At 61.4% G+C, this 23,001-nt stretch carries 17 protein-coding genes and 1 tRNA gene; 7 read left to right on the top strand and 11 right to left on the bottom strand.

Annotated features, from left to right (window positions below; translation table 11 throughout):
• Nucleotides 1-4: 4 nt before the first annotated feature.
• Nucleotides 5-2,230 (bottom strand): alpha-galactosidase, encoded by a 2,226-nt coding sequence (locus AACP62_RS08140; RefSeq protein ID WP_339347660.1) that lies wholly within the window; start codon nt 2,228-2,230, stop codon nt 5-7.
• 176 nt (nt 2,231-2,406) lie between these two features.
• On the bottom strand, nt 2,407-3,381 hold the full coding sequence (locus AACP62_RS08135; protein ID WP_029679015.1) for a ketopantoate reductase family protein: 975 nt from the start codon (nt 3,379-3,381) through the stop codon (nt 2,407-2,409).
• Between the two features lie 222 nt (nt 3,382-3,603).
• On the opposite strand from AACP62_RS08135, the gene AACP62_RS08130 reads away from it, so the two are divergent.
• Nucleotides 3,604-4,431, top strand: a complete 828-nt coding sequence (locus AACP62_RS08130) for a sulfite exporter TauE/SafE family protein (RefSeq protein WP_339347633.1) — start codon at nt 3,604-3,606, stop codon at nt 4,429-4,431.
• A gap of 9 nt (nt 4,432-4,440) precedes the next feature.
• Here AACP62_RS08130 and AACP62_RS08125 read toward each other — a convergent pair whose 3' ends face one another.
• Together AACP62_RS08125 and AACP62_RS08120 are read right to left on the bottom strand one after the other, a co-directional pair.
• Nucleotides 4,441-4,869, bottom strand: coding sequence for a nucleoside deaminase (locus AACP62_RS08125; RefSeq protein WP_029679017.1), 429 nt, complete (start codon nt 4,867-4,869; stop codon nt 4,441-4,443).
• Between the two features lie 59 nt (nt 4,870-4,928).
• Nucleotides 4,929-7,664: a cation-translocating P-type ATPase gene (locus tag AACP62_RS08120; protein ID WP_339347631.1), complete on the bottom strand. Its 2,736-nt coding sequence runs from the start codon at nt 7,662-7,664 to the stop codon at nt 4,929-4,931.
• Nucleotides 7,665-8,237: 573 nt separating this feature from the next.
• On the opposite strand from AACP62_RS08120, the gene AACP62_RS08115 reads away from it, so the two are divergent.
• Nucleotides 8,238-10,463 carry a cation:proton antiporter domain-containing protein gene (locus AACP62_RS08115; RefSeq protein WP_339347629.1) on the top strand — a complete coding sequence of 742 codons (2,226 nt, stop codon included), beginning with the start codon at nt 8,238-8,240 and terminating at the stop codon, nt 10,461-10,463.
• 6 nt (nt 10,464-10,469) lie between these two features.
• Here the strand turns inward: AACP62_RS08115 and AACP62_RS08110 are convergent, their stop codons facing one another.
• The 3 genes from AACP62_RS08110 to AACP62_RS08100 all read right to left on the bottom strand — a co-directional run bounded on the left by AACP62_RS08110 (nt 10,470) and on the right by AACP62_RS08100 (nt 12,503).
• The gene (locus AACP62_RS08110; RefSeq protein WP_339347627.1) at nt 10,470-11,225 is read right to left on the bottom strand and encodes an alpha/beta hydrolase; all 756 of its coding nucleotides are present in this window, start codon (nt 11,223-11,225) and stop codon (nt 10,470-10,472) included.
• A gap of 31 nt (nt 11,226-11,256) precedes the next feature.
• Nucleotides 11,257-12,066 (bottom strand): hypothetical protein, encoded by an 810-nt coding sequence (locus AACP62_RS08105; protein WP_339347626.1) that lies wholly within the window; start codon nt 12,064-12,066, stop codon nt 11,257-11,259.
• Nucleotides 12,067-12,269: 203 nt separating this feature from the next.
• A complete protein-coding gene (locus AACP62_RS08100; protein ID WP_144085876.1) occupies nt 12,270-12,503 on the bottom strand; it encodes a DUF2188 domain-containing protein in 234 nt (77 codons plus the stop codon).
• Nucleotides 12,504-13,304: 801 nt separating this feature from the next.
• On the opposite strand from AACP62_RS08100, the gene AACP62_RS08095 reads away from it, so the two are divergent.
• Nucleotides 13,305-13,742 carry a hypothetical protein gene (locus AACP62_RS08095; RefSeq protein ID WP_339347624.1) on the top strand — a complete coding sequence of 146 codons (438 nt, stop codon included), beginning with the start codon at nt 13,305-13,307 and terminating at the stop codon, nt 13,740-13,742.
• A 229-nt stretch (nt 13,743-13,971) separates the two neighbouring features.
• Here the strand turns inward: AACP62_RS08095 and AACP62_RS08090 are convergent.
• A tRNA-Gly gene (locus tag AACP62_RS08090) sits at nt 13,972-14,042 on the bottom strand.
• A 123-nt stretch (nt 14,043-14,165) separates the two neighbouring features.
• Nucleotides 14,166-15,284 (bottom strand): ROK family transcriptional regulator, encoded by a 1,119-nt coding sequence (locus AACP62_RS08085; protein ID WP_044097946.1) that lies wholly within the window; start codon nt 15,282-15,284, stop codon nt 14,166-14,168.
• Between the two features lie 298 nt (nt 15,285-15,582).
• Here AACP62_RS08085 and AACP62_RS08080 point away from each other — a divergent pair, with 298 nt between their 5' ends.
• From AACP62_RS08080 to nagA, 4 genes are read left to right on the top strand one after another with little or no spacing between them, the layout of a single operon-like run.
• Nucleotides 15,583-16,887 carry an AGE family epimerase/isomerase gene (locus AACP62_RS08080; RefSeq protein ID WP_198178531.1) on the top strand — a complete coding sequence of 435 codons (1,305 nt, stop codon included), beginning with the start codon at nt 15,583-15,585 and terminating at the stop codon, nt 16,885-16,887.
• Nucleotides 16,888-16,892: 5 nt separating this feature from the next.
• A complete protein-coding gene (locus AACP62_RS08075) occupies nt 16,893-17,999 on the top strand; it encodes an ROK family protein (protein ID WP_198178530.1) in 1,107 nt (368 codons plus the stop codon).
• Nucleotides 17,996-18,784: a glucosamine-6-phosphate deaminase gene (gene nagB, locus AACP62_RS08070; protein WP_198178529.1), complete on the top strand. Its 789-nt coding sequence runs from the start codon at nt 17,996-17,998 to the stop codon at nt 18,782-18,784. The genes AACP62_RS08075 and nagB overlap by 4 nt, the downstream gene beginning before the upstream one ends.
• 14 nt (nt 18,785-18,798) lie before the next feature.
• A complete protein-coding gene (gene nagA / locus AACP62_RS08065; RefSeq protein WP_339347618.1) occupies nt 18,799-20,106 on the top strand; it encodes an N-acetylglucosamine-6-phosphate deacetylase in 1,308 nt (435 codons plus the stop codon).
• A 20-nt stretch (nt 20,107-20,126) separates the two neighbouring features.
• On the opposite strand, the gene AACP62_RS08060 is transcribed toward nagA, so the two are convergent.
• On the bottom strand, nt 20,127-20,969 hold the full coding sequence (locus AACP62_RS08060; protein WP_339347616.1) for an ABC transporter ATP-binding protein: 843 nt from the start codon (nt 20,967-20,969) through the stop codon (nt 20,127-20,129).
• A gap of 101 nt (nt 20,970-21,070) precedes the next feature.
• Nucleotides 21,071-22,969 (bottom strand): ABC transporter permease family protein, encoded by a 1,899-nt coding sequence (locus tag AACP62_RS08055; protein WP_339347614.1) that lies wholly within the window; start codon nt 22,967-22,969, stop codon nt 21,071-21,073.
• Nucleotides 22,970-23,001: the final 32 nt, after the last annotated feature.

Genomic DNA, 23,001 nt, shown 5'->3' with positions numbered 1-23,001 from the left:
GGATTCAGATACGGCTCGCCTCAAAGATCACCGCCTCCGCCGGGTGAATGACCGGTGGCCGGATTCCTTGAGCGCCCAAGGCCGCGCCCGGGAGGACCGCCCCTTGGGGACACCACCAGGCCAGAGGACTTTGCCCATTACCGATCCGAGCCAGGTCACGGCAGACGTCCAAGGGCCTGATCCGGTAATCAGCACTGGGATCCAGGCCGGGAAGCGCCAGAGTCTGCGGGGGGTAATTGGCCGAAGAGGTCAACTGGGTGAATCGGTAGAGCGCCTGCGAGCCGTCGGCAGAGACCACCCCGTCCAAGCGGACTGCCGGGTCGGGTGCGTCGCCATGTACTACATGACCGGTGTGCAGCATATGCCGCCACTGCTTATACAGATCGATCCAGCGCCCCAGCTCAGTCAGCTGATCCTGGGGCACGGCAAGCAGGTTCCATTCCACACCCATATGGCCGAAGAAAGCCATGGCCACACGCAGATCGAGCGAGGTGGCACGGCCGGTGGAATGGGCCGGGGAGTCGCCCACATGTTCACCCATCATCTCCGGAGGCACCAGCAGGGATGTGTACCGCTGGATGTCGGCCCGCTCGACGGGATCCACGCAGTCCGAGACCCAGACCCTATCCGCATATTCCAATACGCCCAGATCGATGCGTGCGCCCCCTGAAGCGCAGGACTCGATCTCCAAACCGGGATGCCTGGTTTTCAGGTCGCGCATGATTCCATAGACCGCCTCGGTCTGCGCATGCACGGCAGGACGTCCCGACCGGGGAGAGCAGGCCTCGGTCACATAGCGATTGTGATCCCACTTGATGTAGTCGATGCCCATAAGCGTAATGAGCGAGTCCATGGCCTCGAACACATGGGCATAGGCATCGGGGTTGGTCAGATCCATGACCTGCTGGTTGCGGCCTTCGACAGGCAACCGGGAAGGCCCGGGGGACATGACCCAGTCAGGATGATCGCGAAAGACGTTTGAGTTCGGACAGATCATTTCGGGCTCGAACCAGAGGCCGAATTCCATTCCCAGCTGATGCACCCTTGCGGCCAGGGCTTCCAGGCTCCTAGGCCCTTCAGGCCATACCTGCCGATCGATGGACCAGTCCCCCAGCCCGGACTCATCCGAACGCCTGCCCTGGAACCACCCATCATCAACGACAAAGCGCTCCACACCTATATGGGCGGCCTGGTCAGCCAGGGCAGCCAGCTTGTCATAGGACTGGTCGAAGTAGACCGCCTCCCAGGTGTTCAGCGTGACGGGCCTAGGACGTGAGGCCAAGCCAGGATGCAGGGACCGCAGGAAAGCATGATACCTGTGGGCCGCCTGGTCCAGTCCCTTGCCACGGGAACCATAGAGCCAGGGCGTGGAATATACCTGCTGGTCGGAATGACCGTCAACAGAAGGAAGCGTAATCTCCCCGGCCATCAGAATCTCGCCGCCGCCCAGCAATGCGGAAGCTGAAGGAATCCGCTCGGCGCTGAGCAGGCCATTGCCACTCCAGCCCAAGTGGACCGTGTATACCTCATCATGCTCGAATCCGAACCCGGGTCGGCCCGCACACATGACCAGTGAGGAGTCAAAATCCGGTCGGCCCACCAGGCTTGAACGCTCCAGACGGCCTACGGTCAGTGGCTGACGTTGCGGACTGCGCTCGCGCAGGTGGTGACCGGTGGTGGTCAGAATCTCGGTTGCCTCGGCCGGCAAGGGGAAAGCCAGCTCCAAGCCGTTGACATCCAGATCTCTGACCCTATCCAGGTTGAACAGGTCTGCACGCTGCCTGACAAGACCGGACGGGAGCACCTGGCAATGCCAGATCAGTCCCACGCCCTGGTCCCGGTCACAGGCCCGAACCTTCAGCGTCGGAACAGCGGAGTCGTCAGGCCGAACCGAGTCTGCACCCAGATCGACTGATTCGACTTGGAAGCAACAAAAGACCTCAACACCGCCGCGGCAGATGCGCAGTCGGAGCTGTCCGGTCCACGCCTCGGACTGGGTCGGGAGGATGCTGGGCCAGGCCGTCAGGTCCAGTCCTCCTGATACCCGCTGCGGGGCCAGAGCGTCGTAGGAACCCAGAAGGGCTTGCGGATCGGCCACTGGATCGCCCCAGTGAACTATTCGCGGCAGACCCTTCCCCGGGAAGAGGACAGCAAGGGACAGCCCGGACTGCTCCATGTAAACCAGCCTGAGGGGAACCCCCAGATTCGATTTGCTCTGATAGGACCCCATCCTTGGGCCGCCGCGATGATCCTCCATGACACCTCCGCCATAAGCCCGACGATGTCGTTTGCCGACATTGAACAATTAGGCTCCATGCTAGGGACCCGCGGCTAACTTGTCTGGAAGGGCGTGTTTTTCTTACTTGGGAAAGTAATTCATGGAAATCTGCTCAGCGACCGTTCACATCACCCCTGATCGGCCTGCTCCTCATGGTGGACGCGGAAGGCCAGCTCAGCCAGATGGACGCCATGGGTCAGGAACTCCTGGGTCCGGCAGACGTAGTCATGCTCGCGGCCCAGGCGCGCCAGGTAGCCGTTGATGTAGTCCACCTCTGTCGGACGGCCCTTGGACATGTCCTGGTACATGGAGGGGTAATGAAGCGGATTGCCTATGCGGCTGACATAGTCCACCTCGTCCAGGGTCTCCTGGCGGGTCTGGATCAGCTGCTTGCCGGCCCGCTCGCAGGCGTCATAGGCCTCGTCGATCAGCTGGCGGGACATGTCCTTGGCGCCCGGGTAGGAGACGAACTGGCCCATGGTGATCTGATACATGGTGCAGATGGTGTTGACCACTGAGTTGAAGATGATCTTGGCCAGGCAGGTGCCCTCGAAGTTCTCGGTCAGGATGGGGTTGAGATTGGCGGCCTTGAAGTCCTCGGCCATCCGGCGCTCCAGGTCGGTGGTCTGCTCGGTCATGGCACACAGATGCACGGAACCAGCCCCAGGCTTGCCGATGAAGTCCACATCGCCGGGCCCATTGAGGACTGTGCCGATCATGGCCGTGCCGCCGTAGATCCGCTCCTTGGGGAAGTACTTGAGCAGCTTGTCGAAGTGACCCCAGCCGTTCATGGCCGAGTAGACCACCTGATGGTCGCGGAAAAGCGGCGCGCAGCGCTCCAGGATCCCCTCAAGCTGCATCTGCTTGACCATAACAATCCAGACGTCGGGGTCGCCCTTGTAGTCCTCGGGGGTGTAAATGTTGACGGGCACCAAATGCCGATTCTCATGATCGCGGGAAACATAGACGCCTCCCTGGTCATGAACCTTGTCAATATTGGGCATCCAGGTATCCACGAAATCCACCTGCAGGCCGGCCTGCTCCTGCAGCAGCACGCCCAGACGATAGCCCATGGCTCCGGCACCGATGACCGTATATCGCATCGAAATACACCCTCTTAATTCTCTTGAATAGACAACGCACCTCCGGGGACCGGCCCGGGGGATACCAAGCAGTATGCCGAGACGGCAGAAGGGAACCAAGGCAACGGTCGCATGGTGGACATAAGGGCTGAAATATGCCCGGATTCCTGCACCTTGAAGGACTTGGCCACTCAGGCGGACATCCTGCCATCCCGATGAGGACGTCGACCTAGGCTGGAACCCATGCAGAAAGAGCAGAGAGGAGCCGGAAGGATGGACCGGCGGACCCTGGCCATCCTGGTCCTGGTAGGCGTAATCAGCGGATTCCTGTCGGGGATGTTCGGCATCGGCGGCGGATCGATCATTGTGCCAGCGCTGGTATGGACCGGACTGCAGCAGCGGCAGGCCTCGGCCACCTCGCTGGCCTCCATGATCCCCATGTCGCTGGCAGGGGTGGCCTCCTACGCCCTGGGCGGGCATGTGGACTGGCTGGCCGCCCTGCTGCTGGCCGTGGGTACGGTTATTGGAGCGCAAATAGGCACCTGGCTGCTGGATCGGCTTCCTGAGGTGATACTCAGGTGGCTCTACGTGGGCTTCCTGATGGCGGTCATTGCCCAGCAGCTGCTGTCCACGCCCTCCAGGGAGAGCAGCATCCAGCTGAGCCCGGCGGTGGCCTTGATCATTCTGCTGGTCGGCGTCCTGATTGGAACCCTGTCAGGGTTGCTGGGCGTAGGTGGCGGAGCCATCGCGGTGCCGGCCCTGGCCCTGCTGGGCGCCAGCGACCTGATCGCCAGGGGGACCTCCCTGCTGGCCATCCTGCCCAGTTCATTGTCGGGAACCTTCACCAACCTGCGCCACCATCTGGTCCACGCCGGTCAGGGGCTGCTTCTGGGAATCGTGGCCGCTCTGACCACGCCGGTGGGCACCTGGGCGGCCTCAGGAGTCAGCGCGCGAGTGGGCGCCAACCTGTTCGCCGCCTACCTCTGCCTGATTGTCCTGCGCTGCATCTGGGCGGCCCTCCAGGTCACCCCGGCCTTCCAGCGGTACAGGGCCAACCACAACCACCGCTGAAAACAGGACTCAGCCCTGGCGGTGACGGGCGAAGAAGTCGGCAAGAATCCCGGCGCATGCCTGTTCACACACACCGCCCAGCACCTCGACCTTCGTCCCGGTATGCGGGTCACGGGGCAGGTCCCAGACCGACCCGCAGGCTCCCATCTTGGGATCCCAGGCGCCGAAGACCAACCTGCTGAAGTGGCAGGCCATCAGGGCTCCAGCACACATAGGACAGGGCTCCAGGGTGACGACCATGGTGCATCCTGCAAGATCCCAGCCCGCATTGGATTTTCCGATGGCCTCCATTTCGGCGTGGGCCAGGGGGCGGCCCAGGGCCTGCCGCTGATTGAAGCCCCGGCCGATGACCTGGTCCGAGGCATCCAGGACCAAAGCGCCCACGGGCACGTCCCCCCGGTCTCCGGCTATGCCGGCCAACCGCAGGGCCTCCTCCATGGGCACCTTCCACCGTTCTTGCACGGGTTCAGTCTGACAGTCCAGCCCGACAGGTCAGTTCAGTTGATCATGCCTGCAATGCGGCGGCGCACATGATGCAGATGGCCCTTGGGCCGCCCGGACGTGTCGATGCCACGTTTGGCCAGGAATGCACGAACCATCTTGTCGCCCTCGCTGAAGATCAGGACCGTCAGTCCAATCCCCAGGCAGATGAGCCACTGGCTTGCGCTCAACGGGGCCATGCCCAGAACACCTGCAACCGGAGCCAGGTACATGGCCCCCGCATGGATGCCCAGGGCAACGAACGAGGCCACCAGGAGGAAGGTGTTATCCAAGGGGTTGAGCTGGACGATCAGCCTGTTCTCGGACCGGGCCGACATGGCGACGAAGAAGTTGAAGAGGACCAACAGGGTCAGGGCCATGGTCCGGGCGTGGGCCAGATCCATCCCCGCGTTGATGTTGAGGCGGAAGAGGACCAGAATGCAGGTGGCCATCCAGAGCCCACAGACGGCAAGTCGCGCCCAGAGCACCCGTGAGAGCAGACCCTCTCCAGACGAACGCGGGGGCGACTCCAGCTCATCGCCGTTGCCCGGCTCGAATCCCAGGGCAATGTCCTGGACGCCGTTGGTCACGAAGTTGATCCAGAGCATCTGCAGGGGCAGGAAGAGCAGGGGCTCCTCGGCAATCACGTTGACCCCCACGGCAATCATGGCGGCTGCAGCCGTGGACAGGAGGAAGTAGGCGGACCCGCGGATGGCCTTGAAGATGACCCTCCCCTGGCGCACGGCCTGGGTGATGGTGACGAAGTTGTCGTCGGTCAGGACCACATCGCTGGCCTCCCGGGCCACGTCAGTGCCGGAACGACCCATGGCGATGCCTACCGAGGCAGCCTTCAGTGCCGGGGCGTCATTGACGCCGTCGCCGGTCACGGCCACCACATGGCCCTCGTCCTGCAGGGCCTCCACAATACGCAGCTTGTCCTGGGGGGAGACACGGGCGGCGATGGAGGTCTCACGCAGACGGGCCCGGAGGACCTCGTCGCTCATCTCCAGCATCTCGCTGCCGGTCAACGCCTGATCGGTGTGCTCCAGACCCAGGCGGCGACCTATGGCTGCTGCGGTCACCGGGTGGTCACCGGTGATCATGACCACGCGGATGCCGGCCCTGGCGCATTCGGCGATGGCCTCGCGCACGCCAGGCCGAGGCGGGTCGAGCATGCCCTCAAGCCCCAGGAAGGTCAAGTCGTCGGGTCGACGACGAGAGGTGGGGTCCTGGTCAGAGGACAGGACCCTGCTGGCCACGCCTATGACGCGCAGCCCCTGGGAGCCCATGGCTTCGTAAGACTTGTGGACGGCCTGGGGGTCCAGGGGAACGACTTGGCCATCCGGGTCCAGCATGGTTCGGCACATGGCCATGACCGCGTCCGGAGCACCCTTGACGTATTGGGTCAGGGTGCCGTCCGGGCTGCGGCGGATGGTCATGGAGTGCAGCAGCTCCGGCTCGTAGGGGGTCTCCATGACGATAGGAGTGTCCAGGTCTTCAGTGGTCACGGCCCCGGTCTGATCAGCCAGGCGGGCCATGGCCATGTCGACCGCGTCGCCGCTGTATTCGATACCGCCCTGTTCATTCGACTGCCGGTGGGCCTCGTTGGTCAGAGCCCCGGCCCGAGCGAGGGCGGCCAGACCGCGCATACGGTCGTCGCCGGATACAGCCGCTGCACCTAGGTCCATACCCTCGACGGGGACGGGCTGGCCACCGCCCAAGGTGAACTGTTCCACGGTCATGCGGTTCTGGGTCAGCGTACCGGTCTTGTCCGAGCCGATGACGGTGATGGAACCCAGGGTTTCAACGGCCGGCAGCGAACGGACGATGGCATGGTATTCAGCCATCCTCGAGACACCCAAGGCCATGGCCACGGTCAGCACGATGGGCAGGGCCTCGGGCATGGAGGCCACCACCAGGGAGACTGCGGACAGGAAGGCCCCGGTAGCGTCACCATTGAGGATGGCTCCGCCGATGAAAACGAAGATGGCCACCAGGATGACGGCGACGGCGATGCCCACCTCGGTGCGGTGGATGATTCGCTGCAGGGGGGTGCGGCCTTTGGCCACATGGACCAGATCGTTGATTTCGCCCAGCTCGGTGTCGGAGCCGGTGGCCACCACCAGCCCGCGTCCACGGCCGCTGGTGACCATGGTGCCCGAGAAGGCCATGCAGCGCCTGTCGCCAAGGGCTGCGTCGCGGTCCACAGGGTCCGTATTCTTCTTGGCATCCTCGCTCTCGCCCGTCAGCATGGCCTCGTCGATGCGCAGGTGGAGGGCCTCGATCAGCCTCAGGTCTGCGGGGATACGGTCGCCGCTCTCCAGGAGGACCAGGTCGCCCGGAACCAGCTGGTCGGCGTCAATCTGCTCCATCCGGCCCTGGCGCACCACCCGTGTGGTGGGGGTGGACAGGGTGGTCAGGGCCTCCACGGCCTTATCTGCCTTGGACTCCTGCACATAGCCGATGATGGCATTGAGGAAAAGGACCAGGAAAATGGCCGCCGCATCCACATAATGCTGCAGAAAAATGGTGATGATGCCACAGACCATCAGGACGGCGATCAGAGGGCCGGCGAACTGCTCCAGGAAGAGCTTCCAACGGGGTTTGGCCTGGGCCTCGGCCAGGCTGTTGGGCCCGAAGATCTCCAGTCGGCGTGCGCTCTCCCGCGTGTCCAAACCCTGATCCCCGGTGTGCAGGGCGTCCAGCACAGCCGAGGTCTCCAGGCTATGCCAATCGGTGTCGTCGAAACGCATGTCAGTCCCTGCTGCCGCTGCGTTCTGATTCTTAATGTTTGTAGATGTCACGGATGATGTCATCGGTCAACCTGGCCTTTCCAAACCGGATCGGTCATTTGTCCCCGCATGCGACCCTCTGCAGTCGTTCTTGCAATCTTCCTTCTGGACCGGGGGATGTCCAAAAGTATCGGGGAAACAATAGCGTGCGCGCAAGTCCCCGGGGTCAAGAGATGGGGCTCCATGGTCAGCCGCCACAAGCGGTGCACCTCTGGGAGGTTTGGAGCCTTCCCGGTCTTCACGAGTATACCGATTGAGCCGGCGTTTCATGCGCTGACGAGGGGTCCCCGGGCCGGATTTTCACAAATGTTCGCCTATCGCGAGCGCACTCTGTCCACCATTTTGGCTTGAGGTGTCAACTTAGCGCACATTGTCCATTAATGCTGTTCCTGGATATCACTATTCCGTATAATGGACTACGCGACGTCGATCCTCATGCGACCCTGCACTCGGAGATTCCTTCATTGGTCGAACGAACCCTGCTAGTCGGGCCTGCAGCAGCCCGCCCGGGATTGCGTGGCGGAAAGGAAGCCCGTGGAAACATTCATCCTAATCCTGTGCATACTTGCTGCCGTCCTCGTCTCTTCCTTTATTTCCAGATTCATTCCCCGAATCTCCACCCCCCTGGTCCAGATCGTCCTGGGCGCAGTCATGGCCCTGTTGCCCATTTTCCCGCGGATGCGGCTGGATCCTGAGCTGTTCATGGTCCTCTTCATCGCGCCCCTGCTCTACTACGAGGCCCACACCATCAACAAGGTGGAGTTGCTCAAGGGACTGCGATCGTCCCTTTCCCTGGCCATCGGACTGGCCGCCCTAACCATGCTTATGGTGGGCGTTATCCTGCACGCCGCTTGGCCCATGTTTCCACTGGCCGCAGCCATGGCCCTGGGCGCCGCCCTGGGACCCACCGATGCCGTGGCCGTTTCCTCCCTGGGCGAGAGCGCCGACCTCACGCCGGATGAACATTCAATCCTTGCTGGCGAATCGCTCTTCAACGACGCGACCGGCGTCATCGGCTTCCAGTTCGCCATTCTGGCCACCGTAACCGGGTCTTTCTCCCTGCCCCGGGCCCTGGGCGAGTTCTTCGTTGAGTTCGTGGGTGGCATCGGCTTCGGCCTGATCATGGGCTTCGTAGTCAACTGGCTCTTTGAGTCGGCCCGTCGCCTGGGCTGGGAAACCACCACTACCAGGATTCTGCTGGAGCTCTTCCTGCCTTTCCTGATATACATGGTCGGGCAGAACATCCTGCATGTATCCGGAGTCCTGGCCGTGGTCTCCACCGGACTGCTGATCCGTTTCGACCACACCGGAGTGGGACCCAATACCTCCAAGGCCAACATCGTCTCGTCCAGCGTCTGGAAGGTGCTCTCCTTCAGCCTCAACGGCGCGGTCTTCGTCCTTCTGGGCATGCTGCTGCCGGCGGCCATGGGCACCAGCTGGCGAGACCGGCGGGTCAGCAACTGGATGCTGGTAGCAACCATCGCCCTGGTTTGCCTGACGGTGATCGTGCTGCGCTTCCTCTGGACGGCCAGCGTCCTGATCTTCACCAAGGACCACGAAACCGGCAGCAGGCCACGAATCACATCCAAGCTCCTGAGGTCGGCTGCCGTCATGACCTTCGGCGGCCCCAAAGGGACCATCACCCTCTCCCTGGCCCTGACCATCCCCTATATGACCGATGACGGTTCTGCCTTCCCCATGCGCAGCGAGCTGATCTTCGTGGCCGCCGGGGTCATCATCGTCACCCTGGTGCTGGCCAACTTCGCCCTGCCGCTGCTGGCTCCCTCACAGAGCAGCGAGGTGCCGGCCCAACAGGTCGAAAAATCCATCAAGGTGCTCAGGGGTACGGTCCGGGAACTCTCCAGCAGGATCACTGACGAGAACCGGCTGGCCATCCAGCAGGTGATCAAGCAGTACAACCACCGCATCGCCAAGCTCAAGTCCGAGATCGGCCAGTACTCCCCCAAGGACTTCCAGGACCTGCAGGTGCAGACCATGGAGTGGGAGCAGGACTACATGGAGGAGAGACTGAGTCGAATCGAAGAGGCCCAGGATCAGCTTGAGGAGAAGCTCAAGAGCGAAGACACAGGCATAGAGCAGGCACCTGCATCGACGCAGTCTGCCACCGGGAACGAGAACGAGCCCAGCACAGAGGCCGAGACCATAGCCGACAGGGATGCCGACGCCCAGCTGATCGACCAGCGCAACAAGCGCGGAGACGACCAGGAGGAACTGCTGAATCTACGCAGCCAGGAACAGGCCGCCCGCAGGATCCTGTCCACCATATCCGGGTCCCTCTTCCACCTGGACAGGGGCGGTGAGCTCCGCTGGAGGGCCTACACGGCTCGCAGACGACTCAGGGGCCTGCTGCACAGCCAGTTCCACCGCCTGAAGCACCTGGCTCAGCCGATTGACAAGGACCAGGTCTTCGTGGCAGGACGCCACCTGCAGGCGGAGATGAACCACTTCCTGATCGAAAAGCTTTACTCCGAGCTGGGCAAGGGCCGCTTCAAGACCGAGGACCTGCTGAACACCATCATCAACCATCAGATGATTGAATCCTCGGCGGAGGGAAAGACCGAATACGCGGGCATGCCTGCCATCAGGGATCAGGTGGAGGAGGCCAAGCGCGAGGGTTATGCCATCGAGCTGAGCCAGATCCAGGATATGGTCGAATCCGGGGAAATCTCGCGCACGACAGCAAGGAAGATGCGCCGCAACGTCTACGTCATGCAGGTCGACGCCGACTCGGCTCTCTGAGCCGATCTACATAAGGCCCGAGGTCACGTCGATCTCGCCCAGCCACTGGCGAAGGTCGTTCATCTCGCGCATGTCGACGGCATGTTCCAGGTGGTCATACTCGGTGGTGTGCAGCCATACGTGCTCATCCAGCCAGGCGGCCAGGGCACGGAATTCGTACTTGGGCACCGTGGTGTCGTCCGAGCCGAACCCCAGGAAGACCGGCTTGTTCAAGCCAGCCAGGCGCCCATCGGCGGGAGCAGTGCCGGGCACCAGGCCCGGAGCCAGGAAACCGGACAGACATATGGAAGCCCGGTAACGCTCAGGGTTGACCCGAAGCAGGTGAACAGCCAGCATGGCCCCCTGGGAGAAGCCCATGGCCACTACGGGTCGGTCCTCGGGGATGTTGGCTGAAACCCAGGCATCCACAGCCCGAGCCGCTGCGTAACCATCCCGATCCAGGTCCTCCTGCTCAGGACGCATATCATGAAACCAGGTGTAGCCAGGGCCGAACATGCCGCGCTCGCTACCAGGCACCACCATGGGCGCCCGCAGGGATGCATAGTCGTTGTAAGGAGCCACGTAGCGCATCAGGTCGGCCATGTCCTCCTCATTGGAGCCCCAGCCATGCATGAGTACAAAAATGGGCCGCGAGGGGTTGCCCGTGCCCTGCTTGCGGGACCAACGGACCTTCTCGACCTTGAGCTCCTGCCCAAAACGTCCGGGCACCACCGTGGAGGGCCGACCCACCAATCCGCCGTCATCCTTTTGTGCTTGATCCATACCTGCCACGATAGTCGACCGGCTCGGTCATTCAATGCTGGCCCATGAGCGGCTCAGCCTGGCCACCCCACTGGCTCTGCAGTCCGGTCACCTGTGCCTTACTGCCCACAACCATCCAACGCTTGCCGGTCAGCAGCCATAGATCCTTGGGCTGCAACCCGCCTCCGTAGCGGGAGAGCAGGTCGGGCACGCTGGCGCGGATAGGCCCCTTGGCCAGGGATGCCGCAGAATCGTTATCGAAAACCACGTAGGCCATGGTCGTATCCCTGCAATACCGGGCTTGGGAGATGCCTACATACCCGCCCGGGCTGATGTCATGCCAACCCGAAGCGCACTGGCCAACAGCCTTGTCGATGCCGCCGGTCATGGCCTGGGGCGAGCTGATGGGCGCCTCGTCACGCGCAGGGGCCTTGATGATGCCCTTGGGGGAGGAGCCGGCAATAAGCAGGCCTGCCAAGGTCAAGAGCATTCCGCTTATTAGAAGAATAATGCCGGCCGAGCCTACCGATGGCCGGTTCGGGACTGGTCCGGAGTGACGGGCTATGATGACCAAAATTATGGTCAACAGGGCAAAGGCGACGGAGACACCCACCCAAGCCGAGATGCCCACCTGGCCTATGACCCCCAGCCTGGAGGGGGCTATGGCATGGGCCAGCAAGGCCGCGCCCGCCAGGGCCGAGACCAGCCCCGTAACCGCCGCAAACCGACTCCAGATGTTGGCATGGGCTATCTGAATGGGGCGCTCATCAATATCCGGGCGAGGAGGATAGGAGGCTGGCAGACCTTCGTCATACCCGCTGTCCGCCAGCCGCTGATCCAGCTGGTTGAATCCATCGGCCATCGACCTCGCCACCTTTCACGGTTGGTTTCAGTCTATGGGGACGGGCACATGCAGAGCAGCGACGGCGGCCAATGCTTCACCATCCCAACATCCTGTCGGGCTGATAGATGGGCGTATTAGAAGCGCCTAGTTACTTATCGCCGCGACGTTCGGCACCAGCACAGGCCCGATGACGGTGAAAGGTCCCAAATCTCAGTTGGAGCTCAGCCCTTGATGTCTCGGGGATCCTTCTTGCCTATGGTGCGCTTGTCGCGGATTTTGTTGCCGCCCTTGTTATGGATGTTGACCTCACCGCCGCCGGACCGGTCTGCAAAAACCTTGGCCTGCTTGGTGGCCTCCGCCTTGGTGGCGAAGGTGCGGGAGACGCGTGAGGCCCCGGCCCGCTTGACTGTCCAGAGATCGCGATCCTCGTCGTATTGCACGTGATAATCAGCCATGATGGCCGTCCTTTCGATACTTCCCTGTACCCCCTCATCTTCCACTGCCCGGCCTGAGGCACCGTGCTTCGACACTCCAGAACTCCCAGGAATATTGTTCATCAATGATGGTGCTAATAGAGGCTTTCCGCACTGTTGCCGGGCTTGCAACTTTTAGGTCAGGTATCGAAGATTCGATTATGGGCAAGAGAATAAAAATGACCAGAGCAAATTACTATGAGGTGATTTAAGTGGAACGAAACTACTGATGTTGAGTTACCTACTTGGATACAGGATCTGGGTTGGATGCATATTCAGGCAAGGTGGACACATCTCCATTAACCTTGAGATTCTAGAGGTTTGAGCAGAGTCCTGTTTGCAACCATGGGCGCGATTGGTTCGCCGATGCGGGAAGCAGCATGCCCAGGAGCCGCCAAGTGTTGATAATGGCTTTGAGGAAGCGCTCCATCAACTGGTCAGCAGGCGTCATGTCGGCATAGTCACGGATTAAGTTGACAGGCACCACATCCTAAATCTCATGCCAACAAGCCAAGCTGCGATATAACTTCCTCACATTGGATGTGGCGAGCAAAAGCCCACGCATACGCCTCAATCAGACGTGGAAACACAAACAAAGCCACGCCATGATTCGTACTGTCTTTTGCTATAGTCGCCCACCTTGCAGATCGCACGGTTAAACCTTTCACAGATGAGAAACTCTTCAGTGAAAACCGGTGGTCAAGCGGAACAGGATTAACGGGGAATGTGAGGAAGCGTCTGCAAGCGGCTCTTCATACCTACAGATGCTGTAGCCTTGCGGCTATGGCATGCAGGGGACGGAAATCGGATAAAACAGGCGAGGATACGGAGAAGACCGACCTTCGCCGCACGATCCACGTACCCGCTCATGCCGACCTTGTCCTATGGTTTCTAGGCCTGGTTCTGTTGCTGCCAATGAGCTGGGGCTGGTATAGCAAAATTCCTATTCAGTTCTTTATGGCATTCCCGTATGCCGTTGATTTTGCCTCGGACACTTGGGTGAACAGGATAATTGCGACCACCATTGTGGGGCTTGTCTGCTGGCTGATAAGCGGCATTGTCCATATAGTTGCCTTCTATAAAGGGAAGTCGCGCAAAGCCCGGAAATGGTGGAACGTCGTCGCAAAAATCCTGCTTGTTTTAGTGACGTTGATCGTCTTACTGCATAGTCTGGCTGGGGTACTGTTCCTCTCGATAGACGTCAGCGATATTCCCCTGTGAGTAAACGCTGATGCTGACGCTCGCTCACCGACTATAGGTCAATCAGCTTCATCAAACGTCTAACGCTCTGGATTCGCAAGGAACGCAGCATACGCTCGAGCGAGAGCCTCTGCTTCATCCCTGGCAGGAGGCCGATCAGCTCCAGATGCGCTCAAAAGCTTATCTTTGTCAAAGTTGAAAACTTCCCAAACCCACATGTCAATGCTGATGACGATTTTCCAGAAAAGAGAGCGGGCGACGGGAATCGGACCCGCCTCTGAAGCTTGGGAAGCTTCCATTCTACCAATGAACTACGCCCGCAAATCCGGCTACCGGGGTCGAACCTCGGCCAACCGCATGCGAGTCACCATGGTAGCAGGTCTCGGCGATGTGCGCGAATCACCAACTCCGGGCACGGTTGCGAGACTGCCCTTAAATCCACTTTCAGACGGTGCCGTCAGGCTCGATCAGGTCAGCCACCACCGTGGAACAGGCCCCAAGCAAGGCTGCATCCTCACCCAGGGCCGAGCGGTCGACCACTAATGGGCGCCGAAAATCAGTGGCCAGGGCATCGTTCATGGTCTTCTCCATGGCACTCAGGAAGATGCGGTTGACCACCCTGGAGTCGCCCAGGACAGCTACGCGGGGAATGTCCATAAGGCCGGCGGGCATGGTCAGAACACGACCCAGCAGTTCGCCAGCACGTCTCAGAATGCTGGCCAGATTGTCAGGATCCCGGTCCATTGCAGCAGTCAGCTTGGGAACGCTGATCAGTGATTCCAGGCAACCGCGCTTGCCACAGCGACACTGCGGACCTGTGGGGTCAACGACCACATGGCCAATCTCGCCAGCCGCGCGATTGCAGCCGGTCACCAGCTCGCCAGAGACCAGCAATCCTGCCCCAACTCCGTCGCCCAGATGGACCAGCAACAGGTCGGACTGGCCTGAGCCAAACTGCCGCTCGGCCAAAACCTCATTGTTGGCATCGTTGTTGACCGTCACCTCCAAGCCTGTCTTCTCATGCAGATAGCCTCGCAGGTCGGTCTGAACCCAGCCCAGGTTGGTGGCATCATCCACCACGCCTTCAGCACTGACGATGCCGGGACTGGATACGCCGATGCCCATGACGGGGTGGGTTGCCCGCTGCATCAATGAATCAGTCAACTCCCCCACCAAGTCCAGGGGGACCTTGCCGTCAGCAGTCAGCGGGATCTCCTCACGCGCCACCACCTGTCCGGTCAGGTTGAGCACCGCCCCCCTGAAAACGTAGGGCGTGGAAAGGTCCAGGGCCAGGATGCTGCGCCCGTCGGGATTGATGCGCAGCAGCCGTCCCCGCTTGCCAGGCCCAGTGGATTTGCTATAACCCACTTCCATGAGCAGATGCTCGCCCAGCAGCTCGGCCACGATGTCTGATATGGCGACCCTGGTCAGCCCTGAGGCGCGGGCCAGATCAGCCCTGGTCATACTGACATCGGGGTAGAGCAGTCTGAGCAGGATGGCTCGGTTGTGGTGCCGCACCGACTTGGGCAGCGCCTTGGACAGGTTGCCTGTATTGCTGGTCATGATTCGCCTGACAATAGATAATGCGGGAACGGGGACCCGCCATGGGGATTGGGCCTTGAACCCCGTGATCACGCCCATCCATGCTTGCACCTTATATTGTAAACTTCCTTGCCCGGGCAGGTCCATACCTCGCCATTGCGGCACTGAAGCTGCTGGTTTTCAGGACTGCGCACTAGCATCGTGAGCAAGACCACGGGGACAGCCAATAAAAAGTTCAGTTTCCTAACAATTAAGTGTTAGGCTGTAAACAGACATCGGAAACAGCTGCATCCCCTCGCTGAGCAAAGGAGCGATCGCCATGACCACGACACCGAACCATTCGGGAGTCTCATCGTCCGCCATAAATCCCCGATACCTGCTGGGCAACGAAGCCAACCGCATCTTCATGGCCTCGCAGACCTACGGCTTCCTGGACTTCGGGCGTGGGTTCCCCACCGAGCAAGGCGGCGCCGGCTGGCTCAATGACGACGGCAGCATCGACCCAGACCAGGGAATCCAGACCTGGATCACCTGCAGGATGACCCACGTCTACGCCATCGGCAGCCTCCTGGGCTACCCGGGAGCATCAGATCTGGTCCATCGTGGTGTTCAGGCCCTCCAGGGCAACCTGCACGACGACGAACACGGCGGCTGGTACCCCTCGGTCTCCTGGCAGGGCCAGCCCGAGAGCGGCAAGACTTGCTACACACACGCCTTCGTTGTCCTGGCTGCATCCTCAGCCATGCTGGCCGGCGACCCTGATGGGCAGGCCCTGCTGGACCAGGCGCTGGAGATCTTCAACCGCTACTTCTGGGATGACGAGAAGGGCCTGGCCGTCGACACCTGGGACAGCAGCTTCACCCGTCTTGACCCCTACCGGGGGCTCAACGCCAACATGCACAGCACCGAGGCCTTCCTGGCAGTGGCCGATGCCACCGGCAATGAGGACTACCGCGAGCGCGCCGGCCGCATCATCGACCAGGTCATCAGCTGGGCTGAGAACAACCAGTGGCGCATCCCCGAGCATTTCAATAGCGACTGGCAGGCCGACCTGGACTACAACCAGAACAACAAGGCCGACCAGTTCAAGCCTTACGGGGCAACGCCGGGCCACGGGATTGAATGGGCCAGGCTGATCACTCAGTACGCACTAAGCAGGTTCGATCAGGATGCCGACCGTCGCCACTACATCGAGGCAGCCGAGCACCTGTTCGCCAGGGCTGTGGAGGATGGCTGGGCCGCCGACGGAGCCGAGGGCCTGGTCTACACCACAGACTGGCAGGGCCGCCCGGTTGTCCACGACCGCATGCACTGGACCCTGGCCGAGGCTCTGAACACCTCGTCCACCCTCTACGCAGTCACCGGCAAGGCCACCTACGCCGACTGGTACACCACCTTCTGCAGCTATGTAGACCACTATTTGATCGACCACCAGGGCGGGTCCTGGTGGCACCAGTTGGATGCCAGCAACCATGTCATCGGCACGGTCTGGCCCGGCAAGTCCGACCTCTACCATGCCTTCCAGTCCACCCTGATTCCCTACAACGACCCGGCGGTCTCCATCGCTACGGCCATCAAGCGGGCCTGCGGACAGGGACATGCAGACCAGAATCAGGCCCGCTGAAATCCATGGCAGCATCGACCCCGCATCCCGAGGCGGATACAGATAACATCCAGGCTGGCCCGATCAGCCTGGGAATTGACATCGGCGGCACCAAGATCGAGGGCGTGGCCATAGACGGCGACAAGCGCCTGCTGGCCTGCCATCGAATCCCCACACGCGAGGGCAACCAGGCGGTTCATGACGACACGGTGACACTTATCCGCCACTTGTTGAATCAGGTGGGCCCAAATCGGGGTCCTGTCACCGTAGGCCTAGGCATCCCGGGGCGCGTGGATGCCGACCGTGGAATAGTGGATGACGCAGTCAACCTGGGCATCCGCCACATGGCTCTGGGCCCTGCCGTTGCCAAGACGACCGGCCTGCCCGTCCGTGTCGAGAACGATGTCAACATCGCTGCTCTTGGAGCCGCATCGCAGGACGGCGACACCCTGGTGGCCCCTGGAACCACACCCCACTCCGAGGCCGCCCGGAACCAGGCCCGACACCCCGCGTCAGAGCCTGGGCGCGACAGACCCAGGGCCCTGCCTGACCAGGACGACCATGTTGTGGTCTTCATCAACCTGGGTACCGGCCTGGCAGCGGGCATCATCCGCGGGGGCCGAATCGAGCACGGAGCCAGTGGAGCAATCGGCGAAATTGGACACATTCCGGTGGATGCCCACCAGTTTCCCTGCAAGTGCGGCCAGTGCGGCTGTCTGGAGACCGTGGCCTCAGGCTCCGCAGTGGAATCACTTTGGCCAGGAATCGCCCACCCTCTGCCTGACCTGATTGCCCAGGCAAGCCAGGGGAACCAGCACGCCCAGGAAGTCCAGGACATCATCGGCCATGGTATCGCCCTGGCCGTGCAGATCGTGGCCCTGACCATCGATCCCGCAGTCATCATCCTGGGCGGCGGCATGAGCAAAACCGGCCAACCCCTGCTGGATTTGGTCGCCGAGCATCTGAATAGGAGCGCGGCCTGCAGCCACTTCATCGCCTCGCTGAGTCTGCCCGACCGGTTGCGCTTGGCTCCAGCCGACCTGCCCATCGCAGCCATCGGAGCCGCCCTGGCAGGACGCATGACAGCCGACAGTCGCCCATCTGACTTTATAGGAAAGGAAATCGCATCATGACCGAAATCATCATCGTCAAGTCCCAGGAGGAAGCCGGCGAGATCTATGCCCGCTGCACGGCCGACCTGATCCGGCGCAAGCCTGACTGCGTGCTGGGTCTGGCCACGGGATCCAGCCCACTGGCGGCATACAAGGCGCTGGCCGATCTGGTCCACAAGGAGGGGATCGACGTCTCCCAGGTGCGTGGCTTCGCCCTGGACGAATACGCGGGCCTGGATCCGACCCACCCTCAGTCCTACCGTTCCACCATCGACCGGACCGTGGTCGAGCCTCTGGGCCTGGACCCCACCAAGGTGAGGGTTCCCAATGGAAACCTGGACACCATCAAGGACGCTGGCCGCGTATATGACCAGGCAATCGAGGATGCCGGCGGCGTCGACCTGCAGATCCTGGGCATCGGCACTGATGGACACATCGGCTTCAACGAGCCCGGATCCTCCCTGGCCTCGGGCACCCGCATCAAGACCCTGACCGAGCAGACCCGCATCGACAACGCCCGCTTCTTCGACAATGACATGGACCAGGTGCCCACCCATTGCATCACCCAAGGAATCGGAACCATCCTCAAGGCACGCCAGCTGGTCCTCCTGGCCTTCGGCGCTGGCAAGGCAGAAGCCGTGGCCGAGAGCGTAGAGGGCGGCATATCGTCCTTCTGCCCGGCCTCCGCCCTCCAGATGCATCCCCACGCCACCGTGATCGTGGACGAGGCGGCCGCCTCCCGCCTGCGCAACCGCGACTACTACAAGTGGGCCTATGCCAACAAGCCTGACTGGCAGTCCATCTAGAAGGCAAACCAAACATGTCCAAGGAAGCATACGAGTCGGCGGGGCTCGCGGTCGAATCATCCCTGAATGGACCGGCCCATCCCCTTGTCCTGACAGGCGCAAGGCTGATAGACGCCCGAGGAATCAGGGAAGACAGCTGGATTTTGGCCCTGGATGGCAGGATTGAGCAGGTCGGGCAAGGCAGGGAGAGCCTGGAATCCGCCCTGAGGGCCTCTGGCCTGCCCAACCTGCCGCCCTCCTTCCAGCCTGGATCAGATACCCATGACGTGAATGCGAACGGTGTGGAGTTCATCGACGCAGCCGGCTTCATCCTCACCCCCGGGTTCATCGACATCCACTCCCACGGCGGCTGGGTTCACTCCTTCGATGACGGCGACGATGCCATTCGCACAGCCAGGGCCTGTCATATGGTCCATGGAACCACCAGGCAGGTGCTCAGCCTGATCACCAACCCGGTCGACACGATGTGCGCAAATCTGCGCTCGGTCAGGCGGGTCATGGACTCCAGGCCCGATGTGCTGGGTGCCCACTTGGAGGGGCCCTTCATCGCCCTCTCCCGTAAAGGGGCGCACGATCCCAAGTGCCTGCGCGATCCTGAACCAGCGGTTCTTGACCGCTTCCTGGAAGCTGCCGACGGTTGCATACGTCAGGTGACGTTGGCCCCCGAGCGCGACCATGGCTACGAGGCCATATCCCGCTTGGCTGGGTCCGGTGTGATCCCTGCGGTCGGCCATTGCGATGCCGACTACGATCAGACCCGTCGCGCCTTCAATGCCGGCGCCCACATACTCACTCATGTTTTCAACGCCATGAACGGCATCCACCACCGTCAGCCTGGGCCCATTCCGGCCGCCGTGGAGGACCCCCGGATCACGGCCGAGCTGATCAACGACGGTTTCCATGTGCAGGACCCCTGTGTCGACCTGGCTTTCAGGCTCTTCCCCCATCGGATAGCCCTGGTCACCGATGCCATGGAGGCTACCGGCTGCGAGGACGGCGCCTACAAGCTGGGCTCCCTGGACGTAACAGTGAAGGGCGGCCACGCCCGTCTGACCTCCAACGGAGCCATCGCTGGTTCAACCCTGACCCTGGATGTGGCAGTCGGCAGAGCTGTCCAGGCCATCGGTATCCCGGCTCCCCAGGCCGTGGAAGCCGCAACGCTGACACCTGCCCGAGCCCTGGGACTGGACCGCTCCAACTCGATCACCAGTGCTCCGCTGGGTCTGCTGGCACCCGGCTACGCGGCCGACCTCCTCCTGCTGAACCCGGCCGACTGGTCCGTCAAAACCGTGGTCTGCAACGGACGCAGAATTCAACTTTGAATCGACCTCAGCGGCTCCTCCTACTCGGACCCGGATAGAAGGAGCCGCTCTATATTCTCTTGATCCATATGGGGGTAGGAACCGCAAATCCTCCCATCCCGCATATACAGGATTCTGTCGGCCCTGGAAGCCACCCGAGCATCATGGGTGACCAGAAGGCTGGCCCTGAGACCCGCACTCATGGCTGCTCGGATGGCATCAAGTGTGTCCTCACGGGCTCTGGGATCCAGATTGCCAGTGGGCTCATCCGCGAAGAGGACCTGCGCATCCATAATCATGGCCCGTGCAATGGCCACCCGCTGCTGCTGACCTCCTGACAGCTCGCTCACCTTTCGCCCCATTACACCGGTCGGCAGATCTACATAGGCCAGAGCCCGGCGTACAGCACCACCATCGGCGGCTGAACCATTCAAGGACATCGGCAGGATGATATTCTCGGCAACCGTCAGAGAATCGACCAGCATGTAATCCTGGAAGATGAAGGCGAATTCGGTCCTGCGAAGCCTTGCCCGACGAAAATCCGGCTGCCGAGCAATATCCCGATGCCCATACCAGACCTCACCTCGCGACGGGGTCAGGATACCGGCAAGCAGCTTGAGCACAGTGGACTTCCCGCATCCCGAGGGTCCAATAAGGGCCGTAATACAACCATCCTGCAACTGTACGTTTACCGGCCCGATTTGAGAGGTCAGGCCATTCCTGTCATGCGATCTTCCAAACAGATTGTGCCTGTGATAGTCGCCAACCGAATAGTCATAGCAGATGGACATGGCCCGCAAGACCGTATCGCCATCGACCGGATCCACACCCTGGGCAGTCACCTGAGATTTTCTTACATCCCGTCCATCATGTCCTGTTTCCATACATCTCTCCTTCCCGCGTCCAACCTTCTTACATGCAATTTTCGAAACGTCTTCTCACGACTGCCGACGTAAGGCTGTGCCGCATTTCGCGGTGCTCTCATTCATCTCCGACGAGCCAGACGAACATAGGAAACCATGTGGGCGACCAGGGCCAGAAGCCCCATCGACAGGACCACAGCCAGGAGCAGACCCAGCTGCCCAGCGGGACAGTAAAAGGAGATGCCTCCGTAGAGTTCGACCGACTGCGGGTGGGAGCAGAGGTTAACGACCAGGAGCGAGCCGACACAGCCTAGGAAAAAAGCCGAAATGACTTCGCCAAGATATCTGACAGCACCGCTGCAGCCGTACCGCCAAGCTCCCAGATCGAGGAGGACGGCCACGGTCCTGGTCCTGCGCCCCTTCTCAACCATGGTGAAGATTAGTGACAGGACGCCCACGCCACATATGACCAAGACCGGGTAAACGATGACAGCCATCTCCTTCATCCCCTCCCCTCCGGTCTGTGCGTAGATCTTGCCCGTAGGCAGATTCGCAACCCATGCCTTAGCCGTCTGGTCGACTACTCCTATCGGCGCCTTCCGGCCGCCTGACTGGGATGAAACCAGAGCCAGGGGCCCGCGCCCACCCCACCATTCATATCCGGTCTCCCATGCATCTCGGGAGGCAGAAGTCGACAGATGCGAAGGGATGAAGTACTGACCCATTCCTCCTGGCAGGTCGGCCACAGCCGCGATCCGACTCTGCTCTGCTGATCCGCCCCCATCGTCGATGCAGACCGGAGCGCCGAGGGACAGACCCGCACCCACCTCAGGACTGGAAGCCACCACCCCATTGAGCCCGTCCAATCCTGTACTGTCCTGCTCAAGATGCAGGGCTGCAGACGGAAAAATCCGACTCAGATCGCCATCTATCTGAAGACGGGAGGCACCACGATAGTAGGAGGCTGCTCGGTGTATCTGCAGTTCGCATCCGCCACCGCCCTTCTCCATAGGCACCACCGTGGCAGGAGCCAGAATAAGAGGATCGGTATCGCGCGACCGAACATAGGCGGCCCAACGATTCAGGGTCCCCCGGTCATTACCGACCGGGCTAATCACAGACCCTTCCGCCAGAACCCTGGTCAGAGAGGCGCGCGCATCGGCATCGCTGTATCCCAAAAAGCCGAAAAGCCCGCAACTGACCACAGTGGCGACGACCACCATCGTGAAGAGCGAGGATGCCCTGGCGGTCTCTAGGTTTCGCAGAGCCAAGGTGACCACGGGGCCTTTTGGTCGACCAGACATGATGACGCCCGCAGCTCGGTTCAATAGGGGTCTGCCCATTCGTACCAAGGCCCACACCAGGAGTGGAATCACAAAGATGCCCAGACCACCGGCAGTCACTCCAGTCCCCCTCAGGTAGATCATCACGCAGACTACAAGAACCACCAGGAGTATGACCGCAGTGGACAGAGCGCGACGCCGCCTCCCGGAAGCACGAGGCATGGACTGCAAATCAGGCCGAGCTCTGATGACCCTCACAGCAGCCAATATGGCGCCCAGGCATTGACACAAGATGGAAAACAGGACCGTCATAAGAATGGAGAAGAGGCTTGGCAGGATGCCATGCTCCGGCAAAAACATGTCCAGTCGTGCCATGGTTGGCCCTGCCAAAGGCATAACCAGCTCACCCAGAGCCACGCCGATGAGACCTGAGAAGGCAGCCATGAGACCTTGAACGGCCAGTATCGAGCCCAGGAGCCGATAAGGGGAGGCGCCTAGCAGACGGATGCGCATGATCCTGTCCCATTGAGCGGTGAAAGCGTGGTCGCTGATTGTCTTGGAAACGGAGGCCGAAGATGCCAGAAAGATGGCCACCATGGCTACCGGAGTGGTCGAATCGGCCCGCTCTCCTACCCGAACCATGGCCTCAAGGACCAGGAGAATCAAGGCCATGGGGCAGGCTCCGGCCAGAATGTTCAGGGTTTGCAGACCACGGTTTCCCCTCCACAGGGAATTCACCAGGCGGATGTAACCGATCCTGATACTCCGCC

This window comes from Bifidobacterium apis (genome assembly GCF_036986835.1).
Taxonomy (GTDB): domain Bacteria; phylum Actinomycetota; class Actinomycetes; order Actinomycetales; family Bifidobacteriaceae; genus Bombiscardovia; species Bombiscardovia apis_A.
This window is presented reverse-complemented; position numbering and strand designations above follow the sequence as displayed.

Coding starts and splice junctions, on each gene's coding strand:
- AACP62_RS08095 (WP_339347624.1), top strand. CDS start 13,305: ATGGCATGCAGGGGACGGAAATCGGATAAAACAGGCGAGGATACGGAG.
- AACP62_RS08135 (WP_029679015.1), bottom strand. CDS start 3,381: ATGCGATATACGGTCATCGGTGCCGGAGCCATGGGCTATCGTCTGGGC.
- AACP62_RS08140 (WP_339347660.1), bottom strand. CDS start 2,230: ATGGGGTCCTATCAGAGCAAATCGAATCTGGGGGTTCCCCTCAGGCTG.
- AACP62_RS08110 (WP_339347627.1), bottom strand. CDS start 11,225: ATGGATCAAGCACAAAAGGATGACGGCGGATTGGTGGGTCGGCCCTCC.
- nagB (WP_198178529.1), top strand. CDS start 17,996: ATGACCGAAATCATCATCGTCAAGTCCCAGGAGGAAGCCGGCGAGATC.
- AACP62_RS08075 (WP_198178530.1), top strand. CDS start 16,893: ATGGCAGCATCGACCCCGCATCCCGAGGCGGATACAGATAACATCCAG.
- AACP62_RS08080 (WP_198178531.1), top strand. CDS start 15,583: ATGACCACGACACCGAACCATTCGGGAGTCTCATCGTCCGCCATAAAT.
- AACP62_RS08120 (WP_339347631.1), bottom strand. CDS start 7,664: ATGCGTTTCGACGACACCGATTGGCATAGCCTGGAGACCTCGGCTGTG.
- AACP62_RS08125 (WP_029679017.1), bottom strand. CDS start 4,869: ATGGAGGAGGCCCTGCGGTTGGCCGGCATAGCCGGAGACCGGGGGGAC.
- AACP62_RS08105 (WP_339347626.1), bottom strand. CDS start 12,066: ATGGCCGATGGATTCAACCAGCTGGATCAGCGGCTGGCGGACAGCGGG.
- AACP62_RS08130 (WP_339347633.1), top strand. CDS start 3,604: ATGCAGAAAGAGCAGAGAGGAGCCGGAAGGATGGACCGGCGGACCCTG.
- AACP62_RS08085 (WP_044097946.1), bottom strand. CDS start 15,284: ATGACCAGCAATACAGGCAACCTGTCCAAGGCGCTGCCCAAGTCGGTG.
- AACP62_RS08100 (WP_144085876.1), bottom strand. CDS start 12,503: ATGGCTGATTATCACGTGCAATACGACGAGGATCGCGATCTCTGGACA.
- AACP62_RS08060 (WP_339347616.1), bottom strand. CDS start 20,969: ATGGAAACAGGACATGATGGACGGGATGTAAGAAAATCTCAGGTGACT.
- nagA (WP_339347618.1), top strand. CDS start 18,799: ATGTCCAAGGAAGCATACGAGTCGGCGGGGCTCGCGGTCGAATCATCC.